At 34.4% G+C, this 15762-nt stretch carries 14 protein-coding genes and 2 pseudogenes; 7 read left to right on the top strand and 9 right to left on the bottom strand.

The features are described from left to right. Positions 1–26: 26 nt before the first annotated feature. Positions 27–956 carry a glutathione synthase gene (gshB, locus tag HUB92_RS01125; RefSeq protein WP_038198626.1) on the top strand — a complete coding sequence of 310 codons (930 nt, stop codon included), beginning with the start codon at positions 27–29 and terminating at the stop codon, positions 954–956. Here the strand turns inward: gshB and murG are convergent. Beyond that, entirely contained in the window at positions 941–1972 is a 1032-nt protein-coding gene (gene murG / locus HUB92_RS01120; protein ID WP_007549072.1) for an undecaprenyldiphospho-muramoylpentapeptide beta-N-acetylglucosaminyltransferase, read from the bottom strand. The two genes, gshB and murG, sit on opposite strands and share 16 nt — an antisense overlap. Before the next feature lie 69 nt (positions 1973–2041). Here murG and HUB92_RS01115 point away from each other — a divergent pair, with 69 nt between their 5' ends. Beyond that, positions 2042–2434 carry a hypothetical protein gene (locus HUB92_RS01115; protein ID WP_006279962.1) on the top strand — a complete coding sequence of 131 codons (393 nt, stop codon included), beginning with the start codon at positions 2042–2044 and terminating at the stop codon, positions 2432–2434. Positions 2435–2439: 5 nt separating this feature from the next. Here HUB92_RS01115 and lpdA read toward each other — a convergent pair whose 3' ends face one another. From lpdA to HUB92_RS01085, 5 genes and pseudogenes are all read right to left on the bottom strand, one after another. After that, on the bottom strand, positions 2440–3813 hold the full coding sequence (lpdA, locus tag HUB92_RS01110; RefSeq protein ID WP_151807945.1) for a dihydrolipoyl dehydrogenase: 1374 nt from the start codon (positions 3811–3813) through the stop codon (positions 2440–2442). A gap of 75 nt (positions 3814–3888) precedes the next feature. Next, positions 3889–4802 (bottom strand): annotated as a pseudogene (locus HUB92_RS07220) (IS110 family transposase). A gap of 484 nt (positions 4803–5286) precedes the next feature. Continuing rightward, a protein-coding gene (locus HUB92_RS01095; protein WP_209473335.1) for an IS5-like element ISWpi1 family transposase occupies positions 5287–6101 on the bottom strand; the annotation gives its coding sequence in 2 pieces (ribosomal slippage) (positions 5287–5750 and positions 5750–6101; 816 coding nt in all). Further along, complete coding sequence (locus HUB92_RS01090) at positions 6092–7042, bottom strand: IS481 family transposase (protein WP_209472420.1); 951 nt, start codon at positions 7040–7042, stop codon at positions 6092–6094. The genes HUB92_RS01095 and HUB92_RS01090 overlap by 10 nt, the downstream gene beginning before the upstream one ends. Continuing rightward, a complete protein-coding gene (locus HUB92_RS01085; protein ID WP_209472972.1) occupies positions 6964–7137 on the bottom strand; it encodes a hypothetical protein in 174 nt (57 codons plus the stop codon). Before HUB92_RS01085 ends, HUB92_RS01090 begins: the two co-directional genes overlap by 79 nt. Before the next feature lie 57 nt (positions 7138–7194). Here HUB92_RS01085 and HUB92_RS01080 point away from each other — a divergent pair. Further along, positions 7195–7811: pseudogene (locus tag HUB92_RS01080) on the top strand (transposase); the annotation flags it as partial. A gap of 310 nt (positions 7812–8121) precedes the next feature. Further along, on the top strand, positions 8122–8496 hold the full coding sequence (locus HUB92_RS01075; RefSeq protein WP_006279664.1) for a TrbC/VirB2 family protein: 375 nt from the start codon (positions 8122–8124) through the stop codon (positions 8494–8496). Here the strand turns inward: HUB92_RS01075 and HUB92_RS01070 are convergent. Beyond that, positions 8472–9470 (bottom strand): pyruvate dehydrogenase complex E1 component subunit beta, encoded by a 999-nt coding sequence (locus tag HUB92_RS01070; RefSeq protein ID WP_209472969.1) that lies wholly within the window; start codon positions 9468–9470, stop codon positions 8472–8474. The genes HUB92_RS01075 and HUB92_RS01070 overlap by 25 nt on opposite strands. 547 nt (positions 9471–10017) lie before the next feature. After that, positions 10018–10809, bottom strand: coding sequence for an ATP-binding protein (locus HUB92_RS01065; protein ID WP_244663083.1), 792 nt, complete (start codon positions 10807–10809; stop codon positions 10018–10020). On the opposite strand from HUB92_RS01065, the gene HUB92_RS01060 reads away from it, so the two are divergent. Further along, a protein-coding gene (locus tag HUB92_RS01060; RefSeq protein WP_410543339.1) for an IS5 family transposase occupies positions 10784–11550 on the top strand; the annotation gives its coding sequence in 2 pieces (ribosomal slippage) (positions 10784–11111 and positions 11111–11550; 768 coding nt in all). The two genes, HUB92_RS01065 and HUB92_RS01060, sit on opposite strands and share 26 nt — an antisense overlap. On the opposite strand, the gene HUB92_RS01055 is transcribed toward HUB92_RS01060, so the two are convergent. Beyond that, positions 11547–11972: a hypothetical protein gene (locus tag HUB92_RS01055; RefSeq protein ID WP_244663082.1), complete on the bottom strand. Its 426-nt coding sequence runs from the start codon at positions 11970–11972 to the stop codon at positions 11547–11549. The two genes, HUB92_RS01060 and HUB92_RS01055, sit on opposite strands and share 4 nt — an antisense overlap. Before the next feature lie 1142 nt (positions 11973–13114). On the opposite strand from HUB92_RS01055, the gene HUB92_RS01050 reads away from it, so the two are divergent. Together HUB92_RS01050 and HUB92_RS01045 are read left to right on the top strand one after the other, a co-directional pair. Further along, on the top strand, positions 13115–14320 hold the full coding sequence (locus HUB92_RS01050; protein WP_244663081.1) for an MFS transporter: 1206 nt from the start codon (positions 13115–13117) through the stop codon (positions 14318–14320). Positions 14321–14569: 249 nt separating this feature from the next. Further along, positions 14570–15757 carry an ankyrin repeat domain-containing protein gene (locus tag HUB92_RS01045; RefSeq protein WP_244663080.1) on the top strand — a complete coding sequence of 396 codons (1188 nt, stop codon included), beginning with the start codon at positions 14570–14572 and terminating at the stop codon, positions 15755–15757. The last annotated feature ends 5 nt before the right edge of the window (positions 15758–15762 follow it).

The raw sequence follows: 15762 nt of genomic DNA, 5'->3' as shown, positions 1-15762 counted from the left end.
GTTGTGACAATAGGTAGAGAACATAAATGAAAATTGCCTTTCAGATGGATGAAAATATAAATTTTGAAACTGATACTACATTTGCGCTAATAAAAGAAGCACAAAGGAGGGGGTATGAAATTTTTGTTTATACTCCTGATAATTTAGCACTAAAGCTAAACTATCCAATTGCTTTTGCTCAGAAAGTCAGCGTTGATGATTTTAGTTTTATCTCCAAAAAAGATGTAGCTATCAACTTGAATGAAATGAACATCATATTTATCAGACAGGATCCACCTTTTGATATGCGTTACATTACAACAACATATATCTTAGAAAAAACTAGCGCATTGGTAATTAACAATCCAACAGAAATAAGAAATTGTCCTGAAAAATTGATAACTTCATTATTTCCAGAACTAATTCCGCCAACTTTGATTACTGAAAATATATCAATGATTAGAGATTTCTACTACAACTATCAAGATATTATTCTGAAGCCATTGTATAGTTATGGAGGAAACGATGTGATAAGAATACAAGATGAGAATAGTATTCAAGTAGTAGTGGATCTCATGATAGCAAAATACGAATGCCCTGTGATTGCACAATCATTTTGTAAAAACATAGATAAAGATAAAAGAATATTGCTACTTTATGGCCAACCAATTGGTGTAATGAAACGAATTCCAAAAATCAGTGGAGAGATCAGAACAAACATGCGACTTGGAGCAAGTTTTGAGCCCGCTCAAATGAACGATAGAAACAATGAAATATGTAACAAAATTGGTCCTGAATTAAAGAAAAGAGGGCTAATATTTGTTGGTATTGATATTATAGATGACTTCCTGCTCGAAATTAACACAACTTCACCCACGGGAGTAGTTTATATCAATAAGTTGTATAATATATCGCTAGAAAAGGATCTTTGGGACGTGTTTGAAGAAAAAGCAAGCAGCCATCAACTAAACCTGTGAACAATCACCTTAACAAACTCAGTAGTCCCATTCTTTATCCCTGTTTTTTCTGTACTATTGGTCATATCACGCAATTTTTGAGAATTATTTAATAGATCAAATAGTACCTCTGTTAGATTTTTTTTTGCTTCACTATTCTGCTTAACTATTATAGCTGCTCTCGAGTCTTCAATATATTTTGCGTTATAAAATTGGTGATTATCTTTTGAGTAAGGGTAAGGAATATATATAGCAGAACGCCTAGCAAGAGTGATCTCTGCTATTGAAGTTGCTCCTGCTCTGCTAATTACCAAGTGAGCATTGGCCAGTCTATTCTCCATATCATCAAAAAATTCACTCAATTCACAATCGATCTTTTCACTTTTGTATAGACTTTTGACCTTGTTTACATTTTTCTTCGTACATTGCTGCGTCACTCTAATTTTCTTTTTCATTTTAATAGGTAAATCACAAATTACGCTGCTTACTACATCATCAAAAAAATTTGCACCTTGGCTGCCTGCTATGACCAATATATTTAGGATTTTCTCAGTGCTAGAATGGCTCTGTGCTTTTATATCAACAAAATTTCCTGTAAAAATACATTTATTGCCCTCTGCATATTTAGTCTCCGGAAAGCTGGTTGCAATTAATTTTGCACTCTTGAAAAAGAATCTATTTACTCTCCCTAAAACTGTGTTTTGTTCATGTAAAATTATAGGTATAGAAAGAACTCTTGCTGCAAGAAGAGTTGGAAAAGAAGCATAGCTACCAAAACCAATGACCGATTTTGGTTTTAATTTTCTTACTTGATACAGTGCTAACATAGAGCTGTATATCAAGAAAAGGAAAAACTTAAATTTGTTGCTGCTTGGTCTACGTAATGGTAAGGTGTAGCTTTCTATGTCGGTATTTTTATTTGTTTTTTTATCAGTGAATAATATGCAATTGTATCCTTGTGTCTTTAGTGCTTTTGCTAAAGCTATGGCCGGAAAGATATGCCCACCTGTGCCACCTGTTGCTAAAATAATATCCATCTGTAAATAATAAATCCTAGATTGTTAACTGTTATTTAACAATTTGCACGTAGAATTTTATTAAGCGTTATGATAGTTGAGTTAAAAATGCCTAAAAGTAATAGTAAAAAAGAACCTAATGAGAAAAATAAACCTCAAGAACAAAGAGAAGGCAGAAGCGGAGGTTTTTTAGAACTGCTAAAAAATATAATAAAAATTCTTTTCAATTCGGTCGTTGACCTACCTGAGCACGAGCAGCATAATAAAATGAAAAGCACTAATCTACAACAAGGTTTGGATACTAAAGGAAAAGGCCCAGAAGATCTTCATCCAAAGGCAAAGCTTGAAGTTAAAGAAGCAGCTAAGGGATTGAAAGAAGAGTTACAGAATTCTGATGCTGGTGGTAATCAATCTATTGAAACTAAAGTGCCTAATCAAACTACTACTCAAGACATTGACAACTCTAAAACGATGGAACGTTAGTTCAACTATTTAACATCTGCAGCAAGCACTGATTCATGTATCATCTCTGAAATGGTTGGATGAGGAAAAATCGTAGATTTTATGTCGAAGTCTGTTCCTTCTAGTTGCTTTGCAAGAGCAAAATTGCTAATTAACTCCGTTACTTCTGCACCTATCATGTGGCTACCCAGAATTTCTCCGGTTTTTTTATCTATAATCGTTTTCACTAACCCTTCAGTTTCACTGAGTGCAACAGATTTACCATTAAAGTTAGAGTGAAATTTTCCTATTTTTATATCATACCCACCTTTTATTGCCTGTTCCTCAGTAAGGCCGATGCTCGCTATTTGTGGATGAGAATAAGTGCAATTTGGTATGCATTCTTTTTTTAACGCATGAGCATTTTTACCAGCAATCTTTTCAATGCAGATCACGGCTTCATGGCTCGCTTTATGTGCTAAACATGGTGGGCCAGCTACATCACCTATTGCATACACATTTGATTCACTAGTTTCATACCATTCATTCGTTTCAATAAAGCCAGAAGGGCTTAATTTAATTTTTGTATTTTCTAAACCTATATTTTCAATATTTGCTTGAATTCCAACCGCAACAATCACCCTCTCAAATTCTTTGCTCTCACCACTACTTAGTAGCACTTGAGCAGAGTCTTTACTTTTAGTAAGAGCTTTTACGCTACTGCTTGTATATATTTCTATCCCCTGTTTTGTGAATATTTCTTGTGCTAAATCTGAAATGTCCTTATCCTCCAGCGGCAAAATAGTGCTCTTTATCTCTATGATTGTTACATCAACACCCAAAGTACTATAAAAACTTGCAAATTCTATTCCAATTGCACCAGACCCTATAATTAGTAGCGATTTTGGTAATCTCTCTGGAGTCATAGCGTGCTGCGCATTCCATATTAAATCTCCATCTGCCTCTATTCCAGGCAGATTCCGTGCCCTCACGCCTGTTGCTAAAATGATATGCTTGGAAACAATTTCTTGTTCTTCCTTATCGCTAACGACTTTTATAGTACCATTGCCTGCAAGTTTACCAAAACCTTGATGAACTTTGATATTATTTTTTTTCATCAAATATGCAACACCGCTTGACAATTTATCAACAACGTTTCTTGAGTATTTCACTATTGATTGTATATCAAAATTCGCTCCCTTTACTTCTATACCAAACTCTTTTGATCTTTTTATTAGCCTATAAACCTCAGATGCTCTAAGCAGTGATTTTGTTGGTATACATCCCCAATTTAAGCATATACCGCCTAAATTTTTTTCTTTTTCCACAATTGCAGTTTTAAACCCAAGCTGTGCCGCCCTAATTGCCGCTATATAACCACCAGGACCGCTACCTATAACCGTAATATCATACTCATTCATCAGTTTTCTTCGTATTCAAAAAGATTATATATAACAGATGGAACCCATACAATCAATGGTCTGTCATCTACCGTCTTAAGAGTCAAGATAAAAGTTGTTATTTTTTATCATGGCATTTAAACAAACGATAATTTTTCTCATGACAGCAACTAATGCAACCTTAGCAGCTTTGCCAGAATCAACCAAACGCTGATAAAACGCTTTCATTTTTCTGTTGTGGCGCATAGCAACAAGAGCTGACATGTATAGTGCTTTCCTTGCATAAAACCTGCCTCCTTTGATTTGAGCTTTGCCAACTTTTCTTCCACTTTCACTAGTTTTAGGTGCAACTCCAACTAAGCATGCAATTTCTCTATTCTCTAATCTACCAAGCTCAGGCACCTCTGTCAGTAGAACGCTCGCCGTCTTTGATCCAATACCTTTATAGCTGATTAAAAGCTCATTTTTTCCTTTCAATTCAGCTATTGCGTCTTCTATGTCTTGCCTAATTTCTTTCAATTGTTTTTCAGCAAACCCTATCTGTCTTTCTATGTATTCTCTAGCTTTTCCCGTCGCACTTTGCAGGCGACACTTGTTTGCATGAATTGCATCATTTAAATTACGCTCAACTGCCCCCAGCTCCTTTAATTCCTCTTGCTTTTGTGAAATTATACATCCTTTTACTTCACCGTCTTTACTGACAAATTCAGCGTATTTTTCCAGTAATTTAGCATCTAACTTGTCAGTTTTTGCAAAATGATTGCAAGCTTTGGCAAATGCATATACCCGATTCGGGTGAGCTTTATGGACAGTTATCTTGCAACAATTTTATAATGAGCTTTTCATAGCCACCAGCTTACACATAACTTGATGGGTAAATCGACTATATTTGTTTCTATAAACTTAGATATAGCATCACTCACGTTTGCTATGCGCTTATGCTTGCCATTAATTGAGATGTCCAATGCTTCCTTGGAAACATCTACTCCCATGAAAATTATTCTAGCCATTTTTGTACCTATAAATATAATCAAACAATAATGCAAAATGCTGTATACAGGATTGTGATTCGATCTTTTAGATCCACCTACCGTTCGTACTACATTTTGCTTTAAGCCTTACTATTACCCACAAATAAAAACATAGTATTGTATTTACTCAAATAATTTAATTTTATTAACCTGAAAGCTTATTAGATTAAAATTATTAAACTAAGAGTTATAATTTTAGCAACTAAAAGCTGTAAATTGCACCATATAAACAGTTATTTCAAGCAAAAGTTATGCCATTAAGAGCTATGCAACAAACATTTATATTTGTGGGTAATAGTAAGATCTAAATCCGATAGAGCATTGTTGGCACACCATCAAAAGTCGCCTCAGACCTCTAATGCATCAATGTACAAACTTACACCTTTTAGTTGGTAATACCATTTTAGACGTTTATCATTCGTTTTAGAAAATACTATAGGAGGTTGTCCGGAAACTAGTAAATTCAAGCATATTCCCTCTTTAACATAACCCTACTCATAGCTAGGTATATGAAATTCTCAGTGGATGTTGTGAGTAAATCATACTCCTTCGATAGCCTTCTATTCCTATTAACCCAAGCAAAAGTCCTTTCTACAACCCATCTTCTTGGCTGTACTTTAAACCCTTGTTCTCTTGTTGGTAGTAGCTCAGGTGGCGTATCTTTGTGCACCCAAAATCTACATGGAGGCCTTTTAACAATTTCAATATCTATGTCATATTCTTCCTTTATGTGATTCTTTAAATTTCTTCCTTGGTATCCCATGTCAGCCCACATTTTTTTAACTTTAGTATATTTTGTTCTCATATTGTTTAATGCTATTTTAATACCATCTCTATCATTTTCGTTAGCAGCGCCTACGTAACAACCTAGTATAAAACCCTGAGTGTCTGTAATTATATGCCTTTTTCTACCCTTTACTTTTTTACTTCCATCATAGCCTTTGATCCCCCCTTTTCTGTAGTCTTTACAGATTGACTATCTACTATACAGGCACTCGGCTGCTCATTCCTTCCTATTTTTCTTCTACTATATTTTGTAATTTCATAATTCATTTTCTCAAAAATTCCCTGCTTCTTCCATTGCCTGAACTGCTCATACACAGTCTTCCATAGCGGAAAATCATTTGGTAAATACCGCCATTGACACCCTGTACGCAATACATAGAAAATTGCTTCTAATATTTCTTTTTTGCTATACTTTGGCGGCCTTCCTCCTTTCTTGTATGATACTCTGAAGTGTTTTTCTATTCTTGCCCATTCCCTTTCGCTTAGATGTATGGTCCCAGAGTGTGATGGTGTGGATTTAGTATAAATAATTCTGGAGACTGTGTCCACTGATAACATATAAATTCATAAGGAGTAAGACCCTTAAGAGTTTTGAGTCTCTTTGCATAATTATAAGCCATAACAAAGTTATAAAGGTGTTCTTTAAGTTGCTGGTGCGATTGATAGTAATACTTCTTAACTGTAGCATCCTTTAAAGTTTTATTCATACGCTCGACTTGCCCATTCGTCCAAGGATGGCTAACTTTTGTCAAACGATGTTCAATAACATTCCCTTCGCAAACTCTATCAAATATATGTTGGAAAGCATACTTATGACGCTTCTGGTTTGTAAATTGTATACCGTTATCTGTCAAAATAGTATGGATTTTATACGGTAAAATTCTAATCAAATTACGTAAGAACTCAGCAGCTATGGGTTTTGTAGCACTGTTACGCAACTCAACATAGGTAAATTTGGATGTCCTATCAATAGCAACAAACAAATGTAATTTGCCCTCCTCAGTTCTAACTTCAGCAATATCAATATGAAAGTAACCGATAGGATATTGTTTGAATTTCTTTTTTGACTTAACTTCTCCATCAACAGTTGGTAATCTGCTAATGTTGTGTCTTTGTAAACAACGATGCAAGCTAGAGCGAGTCAAATGCGGAATTGTAGACTGCAGAGCGTAAAGGCAATCATCTAGTGGCAGTAGTGTATACTTGCGAAATGTAACTATTATAGCTTCCTCTTCTAGCGTTAAAACAGTCGATCTTGGACGCTTTGGACCCATATCAGCATCTTTCGTAAATGAACGTTTTCTCCACTTAATAATAGTTTTTGGATTAAGGTTATAATGCTTGGAGAGTTTTGCTATGCTCTCTTTTCTATTTTGTATTGCTCTACGAATCGTCTGTGTTGTTTTGGCGCACCCATGCAATATTTGTCCCATAACTCCTCCTTTGATGGTATTTTTTTCTCATATTTTATCATACCATCACACTCTGGGACTGTACATCTTAGATCTGTTGGATACTTTTTTCTCATCTTTACCCCGTACTAAAATTTCAGATATTATAGCCTTTTACTTGTTTCCGGACAACCTCTAATATGGAAGATATCGAAATTGCTATAGACAGTACAGGAATTAGTATATACAACAACACTCCTGGTCACAGCAAGGAAAATAGCACTGACAGAAAATATCGTGGCTATGAGCAAACGAGAAAATTGCACGTAATGTTGAATATAAACAACAAAAAAGCCATAGCTGTAAAATACAGTAACGGTGTCTACTCTGATCACTATGGAGCTTGTGATTTGCTAAAAGAAGTTGATTTTCAGCATGCCATAAAAGCACTATATGCAGATAGAGCATGTGATAGGCACAAGTTTTATAAGTTGTGTAACGAATATGATATAAAGACAAAAATTCCACCAATAAACAATGCGGCAGAACATCCAGAAATAGATTATATGTCTGACAGGAATGCTGCTATTAGGTTAATAAAATTATACGGTGAAGATGGCATGAAAGAATGGAAAAAAGAAGTAAATTATGGGAAAAGATCTTATATTGAAGGGTTTTTCTCAAGATTAAAGCAAATATTCGGATTTAGTTTTAGGAATAAATCTGAGATAAATCGAGAAAAAGAACTAAATGCTATTTGCTTAATAAATTCACTGATATTGGTATGGCTAAATTTGAGATAGTTACATGAATTTACCATAAATCACCATCTCATAAAGTGTGATGCAACAAAGCCCACTGGGATCCAGTTGAGCTATTTCAACAAAAATACTGCATTTGAGATGAACGTTCCAGACTTATTTATAAATATAACAATTAAAGTCTGGATTCCAGCGTCAAGCACTGGAATAATATCGTTTACTATGTCTATATTACAATATTTGTGCAGTTGTGTGTCAACTACTTTTGTGGCACCGTTTGTTATTCAATCTTTATGCTAGTTTTACTAAAAATTATAGTATTTTAGGTATAATTGCAATATCTAAATTTAAGGTATAGAGATGAACCCTAGGAAAGTTTTTAATATTCTTTTTATAGTATTATTTATTTCTTTTTCTCATGTTGGGAGTGCTGCCGCTGACACTAATACTGATACAACTGCTCAAGTAATATGTAACATTATTGGCTACGTTTGGGGAATAGGCGGACCGCTTATGACCGTAGTGATAATAGGTGCAGCTTTGCTTGCGATATTTGGTAGAATGCCATGGCCAGCTCTTTTTGCACTCGGTATATTTTGTGCTGTATTTTTCGGTGCTAAAACTATCGTCATAAAAGTAATGGGTGGTATAGGCGGCACTGGAAATACTTCTTTGATGGACCAATGCGGAACAGGAGACACAAAAAAGAACTATTTTTTTCTAAAACAGACCTGATGCACGGCTTCAACTATATCTTCCACTTGCGGTAATGCTTTTTTTTCTAGATTTGCAGCGTAAGGTAAGGGGATGTCCTTGCCAGTTACACGTACAACTGGAGCATCAAGGTAGTCAAATCCTTGTTCCATAACAACGGCTGACAGCTCTGCTCCTATTCCTGCAAATGGCCATCCTTCTTCTACACTAACTAACCTATTAGTCTTCTGAATAGAGTTAATAACAGTTTGAGTGTCAAGTGTTCTTAAGGTTCTGAGGTCAATAACTTCAGCTTCTATACCTTTACTCGAAAGTAAATCTGCTGCATTTAAGGCATCCATTAATTTTAATGAAAAAGCAGTGATAGTTACATCCTTTCCTTCCCGTATAACAGCAGCTTTGCCTATCTCAAGTAGATAATCTTTGTTTGATAGCTCAGAGTCAGAAACTTCATGCTCATGTCCATAAGCTATTTCGTTTTCTAGAAATATTACCGGATTAGGGTCACGAATTGCAGCTTTAAGCAGACCTCTGCAATCTGAGGCAAAATAGGGTGCTATTACTTTTAACCCCGGTATATGCGAATACCAAGCTGCAAAGCATTGAGAATGTTGTGCAGCAACTCTTGCTGCAGCGCCATTTGGTCCACGAAATACTATAGGGCATCCAAGTTGTCCGCCTGACATATAATTTGTTTTTGCTGCGGAATTCACAATTTGGTCAATAGCTTGCATAGAAAAATTAAAAGTCATAAACTCGACTATTGGCTTTAATCCAGCAAATGCCGCTCCAACAGCAAGGCCAGCAAATCCATGTTCGGTAATAGGCGTATCAACTACTCTGTTTTCTCCAAACTCTTTCAGTAATCCTTTCGTTACTTTATAAGCACCATCATACTCTGCAACTTCTTCACCCATGATAAGCACATCAGAGTCGTTTTGCATTTCTTCTCTAATTGCTGTGCATAAAGCTTCTCTTACACTTAATGTTGCCATTTATAAACTTTTATAGACTTTAACTAAAGTAACTATATCAGAATTACTGGGGGTAAGTAAAGTGTACAAATTAAGTTTTACAAACATCATGACCAACTCATTCCAAAAAAAAATCTTCTCACGCTTGCTGGTTTTGGTTGCTAAAAATGATTGTATTGCTTGTGTTTTTAATAATATATACTGCTAAGTTAATAATAATTCACTTGGGAATAACAGAAAAATACATGATAATTTTATATTTCAAATAGAATAAAATCCTTTTTATTGATACTGTCTTTTTTTGTAAAAAACATTCCTAACTTTTCCACCACTTTTTCTGGCTAAGGTCAGTATAACTTTTGCTTGAAATAACTGTTTATATGGTGCAATTTACAGCTTTTAGTTGCTAAAATTATAACTCTTAATTTAATAATTTTAATCCAATAAGCTTTCAGGTTAATAAAATTAAATTATTTGAGTAAATGCAATACCATGTCTTTATTTGTGGGTAATAATAAGAATAACGAAGGTTGGCTCAGCTACACTTCTATAATTTCAATTTTTATGTTTACCGTATAAAAGAAGTTTCTTCTATCTGTGTCTTCGCGTTTGAAACTAACTTTATTCTATCTCTTTCTTGTTCTGGACTTAACCTGTGAAGCGCGTAACTGAAATCTTCCTCACTCACTATAAGCTGTCTTTGCGCACCAGCGCTAATTTTTGCTTCATTCACTAATTGCTCTAACTCAGCCCCAGAATAGCCTTCAGTCTTGTCTGCAATGTCTTGGAGGCTTAGCTTTTCATCAGTTTTTGTACCTCGCATATAAAGTGCCAATATCTTTTGTCTCACCTCTATGTTTGGATTAGGGACATAAACCTTCTGACCTAAACGTCCAGGTCTAATAAGTGCTGGATCTATACCACCGATAAGGTTAGTTGCACCAATTACTATTATATCTTTTCTGCTCTTAAATCCATCTATTTCAGTTAACAACTGTGTTAAACTCTCTCGACAATGGTAAGCTGAGTTATTAGCGGTACTTCTTTTTTGAGCAACTGCATCTATTTCATCTATAAAGACTATACAAGGAGAATATTTTTTTGCTATTTTAAAAAGCTCGCGTACAGCATGTGCACCATGACCAATATATACTCCAATAAGTTCAGGACCTGAGATGCTTATGAAATTCATATTTGATTCACCTGCAATTGCACGAGCGATAAGTGTTTTACCATTTCCAGGAGGGCCATATAATATGTAACCTCTCAGAGCCTGTCTTGAAAAGAAATGAGAAAGAGAATATGATGAGATAAGTAAAAAATAGTAGGTAAAAATGTATCCAAGTGATATAAGTGACAAAGAATGGGAAATTTTGGAGCCAAGTGTTGCACAAGGTGCAGTAGGACGGCCAAGAAAGCACAATATTAGAACAATTATTAATGCAATAAGATACATAATGAAAGGTGGTTGCCAGTGGAGAATGCTGCCAAAAGATTTTCCGCCATGGAAAACGGTGTATGATTATTTTCTCAGGTGGCGTAATAGTGGCAAATTGGAAGAAATACACGATATGTTAGTAAAAAAGGTAAGAAAAATGGTTGGCAAAAATGAAATACCTTCGGTAGGAATAATTGACAGTCAATCAGTGAAAACCACTCAAAAAGGGGATCCAGAGGATATGATGCTGGCAAGAAAATAAAGGGTAGAAAACGTCACATCATTGTGGATACAATAGGCCTAATTATTACAGCTGATGTTCATAGTGCAGGCATTCAAGATCGTGATGGTGCTCTAAATCTTTTTACTCAAGCTAAACGAAAAGCTTCAACGCTACAAAGGTTTCTCGCTGATCAGGGATATATTGGTAAATTGCAAAATTACTGTTTATTGAAAACAGGATGTTTATTGACGATTACTAAAAAAGCAGCTGATGCTGTAGGATTTCAAGTTATTCCTAAACGGTGGATTGTTGAAAGAACTTTTGCTTGGCTTTCCAATTTTAGACGTATGAGCAAGGATTATGAGCATTCTCCTCTTACTTCAAAAACTAATATCTCCTTTAATATGATTACTATTATGCTTGCTAAATTAGCTGCTTAGTTCCTTTCAAGACAGGTTCTTAGTGAATTAATACTTTTATTTCCAAACAGCTTGCGCATTTCTTCTGTCATTTGGTCACAGCAAATCATCTGCAACCGTTGTCTTAAGGAGTCATCAATTATAGCATCAGCAAATGTTATTCTTTTATCATCTGAATTAGCTAATTCTATCGATATAGGCAGCTCTACTTCCTTTAGTTTGCTGAATACTTGATCATATACAAACCAAACAATAAAAAGGAGAACGACAAGTAACACACAAGGCATAGCTTCACTAACATAATGTGCAGCTAACTCATACCCTTTACTAAGCAACATTGTATGCATATAGGCAAACAAAAAAGCGATAGAGATAATAGTTGCCACGCATAGTAAACAGATTGAAATTCTTTTTAGTAATTCTGAAATTTCAATTTTTTTCATCTTAATACCTTATACCAATTTTAAACTAAGAATAATTTTATCTAGCTTACCTATTTTAGCTTGATTAGAGTGTTCAGAAAAATTATCAAGTACGTACTTTAATTTATTAAATACTAAAAACAATATATCACCATATTGTCACATACATCTTTAAAGTTTACCAAATTCATTTTCAAAAAACAAGATTTTATTATTAACCCGAATTCTGGATTAGATTTTAGGTAAATTATTGAAAGTCTTGAATTTTACTAAATTAGTAACTAGTCTTAAAATGCTTACTGCTTTATCGTAAATGCTAAAACAATAAGCTATTGATATTCTTGTTTTTTTTAATCTCCAATCCAGAATTCGGGTTAAAAACGCTAACTTGTATCTTCAAGAAGTAAGACATAATAGCTCTAAAATGTCTTGCAAGGAAAGGTAAAGCTGAACGCTAACTTATGCCAGAAAAATACCGTCTTGTTTGCCTTTTTGAGTAGTATCATCTTATTTTTCCTGTAAATTTTGTTTATAACGCCTAAGATTTACGATATTTTAATCCCGGTAGAATATCTTATAAAATCAGATTATATGTTATACCTATGGAAATAGATAACTTTCAGCAATATTACAACCAAGAAGAAATGAAGACAGTAACATTAGCTCAAATTTATAAAGACTTGGTAATAAAGATATTCGATATAGCCACAAGCAAAATGTAAGCTACTATTAATGGTATTATGGAAATAGCACCAACGATACCACCTACTATACCTACTACCAGAGGTGACGGAGTAGTAAGGCTTAATATAATAAGTGGGAGAGATATAATTGATAGTATTATAGAAATTACACCTACTGTTTTCAGAAGAGATAGAAATCCTTTTGAATCTGAGAGTTCTTTAATTCCTTAAATAATATAAAGAAAATGCTTATACACATTATAGCACAAAGTATTACTGCTGCTATAAGTGCTGCTAAATAAGCTATATTCATTGCAATTATCACACACCATAATAAAAAAGTCAACTCCATATGTTTAGGTTGTAAAATCCCAAAAAGCAGCCAGAATAGAATAAGCAAACATTTACGAATTGAATTTAGTGCAAACAAGGGTGTTGATATCAACCATACTCTGCAGAATCGCAATATGGTATGACTACATGCTTTTTATTGATTTGATTAACATAATCAGCAGAGAGTTTTGTTTTGCAAAAGATGTCTACAGTAACATACTGCAATTATTTGGAATTGTAGGGCTAGGTGCAATTGTAAGGCCACTTGGTGCATTCATATTTGGTCACGTTGGTGACAGGTATGGAAGGAGGATAGCATTAATAATTACTATCTTGCTAATATCGATACCATCAAGTCTCATTGCATTTATTCCAAGTCACAATCAAGTAGGTATAATTTCTACTATATTGCTTCTTGCAATCCATATAACACAAGGAATTGCACTTGGTGGTGAACAAGGAAGTTCTGTTTATCTTATAGAGCATTTATCCAGTAGGAAAGAGAACTTAGGGATGTATTTTGGAATGATGGGTTTTGGTCGCTCCATTGGCGTCTTGCTTTCTGCGGTAATAGTGATTATCTGCAAAAAAACTACTGATTTTTGTACCTGGGGTTGGAGATTGCCATTTATTTTCTCAGCTATTTTAGGATTAATTAGCGCGTATAGCATATACACATTGGGAGAAACTCCAGCATATGAAAAAAATCGAAAACAAAGAAATTTACCTGATTTGCCAATAATAGAGCTTATAAAACGCCACAAGAGAGCTCTTATACTTGCTATTTTAATATCTGTACCTGTTAATGTTGCTGTTGGATTTACCATATTTCTTCGAACTCTCGCAAAGGAAATAGCATCAGTGGATGTTTATGTAACAACATATATCAACGAAATTGTATTGATTATAACCAGTGTATTAATGCCGATATCTTCAATAGCGTTTGGAATGTTGGCTGATAAAGTTGGAAAAGAGCGCACTGCAATCTTATTTATAGCAATTACAATGGCACTGTGTTGTCCTGCGTTATCTATTGCATATTACTATAAAAATTATCTTGTGATTGCGTTGAGCGTAATGGTTCTCTCTATAATAGAAAGGGGTATAGTTCCCATAGGAATAGTTGCATCTGAACTCTTTCCTACCAATGTTAGATTTAGTGGTGTGAGCTTATCACGCAATATCTCTTATGCGTTACATGGAGGATTTACTCCTATGGTTTGTATTTGGTTGACTGTAACATTTCCTCAAACAAACCTTGCTGCTGGGCTTTATATAGTCTTCTGCTTGTTGATCAGTGTGGTAGCAATATTGCAAATAAAACCGCAAGATAAGAAATTTGATTGGTCTTAGTTTTCTCTTAAGTGTGTATTCTCCTAAGTTGAAAAAAGGTGTGAAAAATGCGCTAATCTCGCTAAATGAGAAAATTTTATTGCGGAAAAATTAGAACGATCAAAAACACATGCCATGATAAACTTTTTTATGCGTAACACTAATTTCTTATTCTATTCGTCTAAAAAAACAGTATTTCCAACTGTAAATTTAAGTCTTTACAAGCGTCACAAATATAGTATGATATAAGTTAGGCTTTATAGAGGGTATATGGCAACAGATACAGAAAATAATAATAGAATTAATATAGTACGTGAACAAGCAGGAAATGCTGTTCATTCAGATATTGCTTACTCAGAAAGAATACAAAAATCAGTAGAAAATGAAGCATTGTGTGATGCGTGGTCTAATTTTGAGTACTTTGAAGATGTGTTGAGAATAAAAAACAGCACCGATAGGGAAAACAGAATTAAGCAGCTTATCAAGGAAGATTTAGATATAAATGCTACAAAAAATGGCAAAACTATTCTAGACGTTGCTATAGAAAAAAAATGCTCATCAAAAGTTATAAGTTCATTAATAAGCAATGGCAGTAGGATTGATACTATAGATGCTAGCGATCGTACTGTACTGCATAGATCTGTTAGGAATGAAAATAGAAAAGTTGTTGAGTTGTTTTTAGAAGCTAATGAAAAAGAAGTGTCTCAGTACCTGGTAGCAAGGTTTTTGCCATTGTCTATGTTATGTCAAAAAATAGAAGTAAATGCTAAGGATAATGATGGTTGTACTGCTTTGGATTATGCTCAATATGGCAGTGAAATGTGTAGCTTGCTGCAAAAATATGGAGCACAACATAGTGAAAAGTTTTTATACTCACGCAACCTTAATATAGGGGAATTAGATTTAAATAAACTTGTTTCTGACCATAACTACTGCTTTGATGTGCTTACAAAAGCATTAGAGATTGAGGACAGATGCGAAAAGGAAGAGGTTATAGATTGGTTGCTAAAAAATGGTGCTAACATTAATGTTAATAAAGGTGATGTTGAAAATGCTGTGCTATTGCTTGAAAGGGGAGCACATGAAGGAGTAAATTCTCAAGATGCTGAAGGAAGAACGTTATTACTAAATGCAATTATTCAAGATAAGTTGGGCCATGCAAAATATCTCATAAAACAAAGAGTTAACGTTAATATACCAGATAATAATGGAAATAGCTCACTACACTACGCTGTTGTCAATTTTATTAAGCAGCGCTTAATTGAATGTGATGAAACCTATACAGCTAACGCTACTTTTTATGATTTTCTTAAGAATGGTGCAGATCTCTATATCAAAAATCATGATAACCTTACAGCATTTGAATATGCTTTTCACGCAAGAATAGCTCCTAGGGAAGCTGTTTATTTATTCAAGCTATATATAGAAAGAGGTGATCAGAGTGAAAACGTGCAGTGAGTAAA

Source organism: Wolbachia endosymbiont of Wiebesia pumilae, from assembly GCF_017869285.1.
Taxonomy (GTDB): Bacteria; Pseudomonadota; Alphaproteobacteria; order Rickettsiales; family Anaplasmataceae; genus Wolbachia; species Wolbachia pipientis.
Note: the sequence above shows the minus strand (reverse complement) of the source record. Positions and strands in the feature narration are given on the sequence as shown.

Bases quoted from the DNA above. Each gene is read 5' to 3' on its own strand.
- gshB (WP_038198626.1), top strand. From the start codon at position 27: ATGAAAATTGCCTTTCAGATGGATGAAAATATAAATTTTGAAACTGAT.
- murG (WP_007549072.1), bottom strand. From the start codon at position 1,972: ATGGATATTATTTTAGCAACAGGTGGCACAGGTGGGCATATCTTTCCG.
- HUB92_RS01115 (WP_006279962.1), top strand. From the start codon at position 2,042: ATGATAGTTGAGTTAAAAATGCCTAAAAGTAATAGTAAAAAAGAACCT.
- lpdA (WP_151807945.1), bottom strand. From the start codon at position 3,813: ATGAATGAGTATGATATTACGGTTATAGGTAGCGGTCCTGGTGGTTAT.
- HUB92_RS01090 (WP_209472420.1), bottom strand. From the start codon at position 7,042: ATGGGACAAATATTGCATGGGTGCGCCAAAACAACACAGACGATTCGT.
- HUB92_RS01085 (WP_209472972.1), bottom strand. From the start codon at position 7,137: ATGAGAAAAAAGTATCCAACAGATCTAAGATGTACAGTCCCAGAGTGT.
- HUB92_RS01075 (WP_006279664.1), top strand. From the start codon at position 8,122: ATGAACCCTAGGAAAGTTTTTAATATTCTTTTTATAGTATTATTTATT.
- HUB92_RS01070 (WP_209472969.1), bottom strand. From the start codon at position 9,470: ATGGCAACATTAAGTGTAAGAGAAGCTTTATGCACAGCAATTAGAGAA.
- HUB92_RS01055 (WP_244663082.1), bottom strand. From the start codon at position 11,972: ATGAAAAAAATTGAAATTTCAGAATTACTAAAAAGAATTTCAATCTGT.
- HUB92_RS01050 (WP_244663081.1), top strand. From the start codon at position 13,115: ATGCTTTTTATTGATTTGATTAACATAATCAGCAGAGAGTTTTGTTTT.
- HUB92_RS01045 (WP_244663080.1), top strand. From the start codon at position 14,570: ATGGCAACAGATACAGAAAATAATAATAGAATTAATATAGTACGTGAA.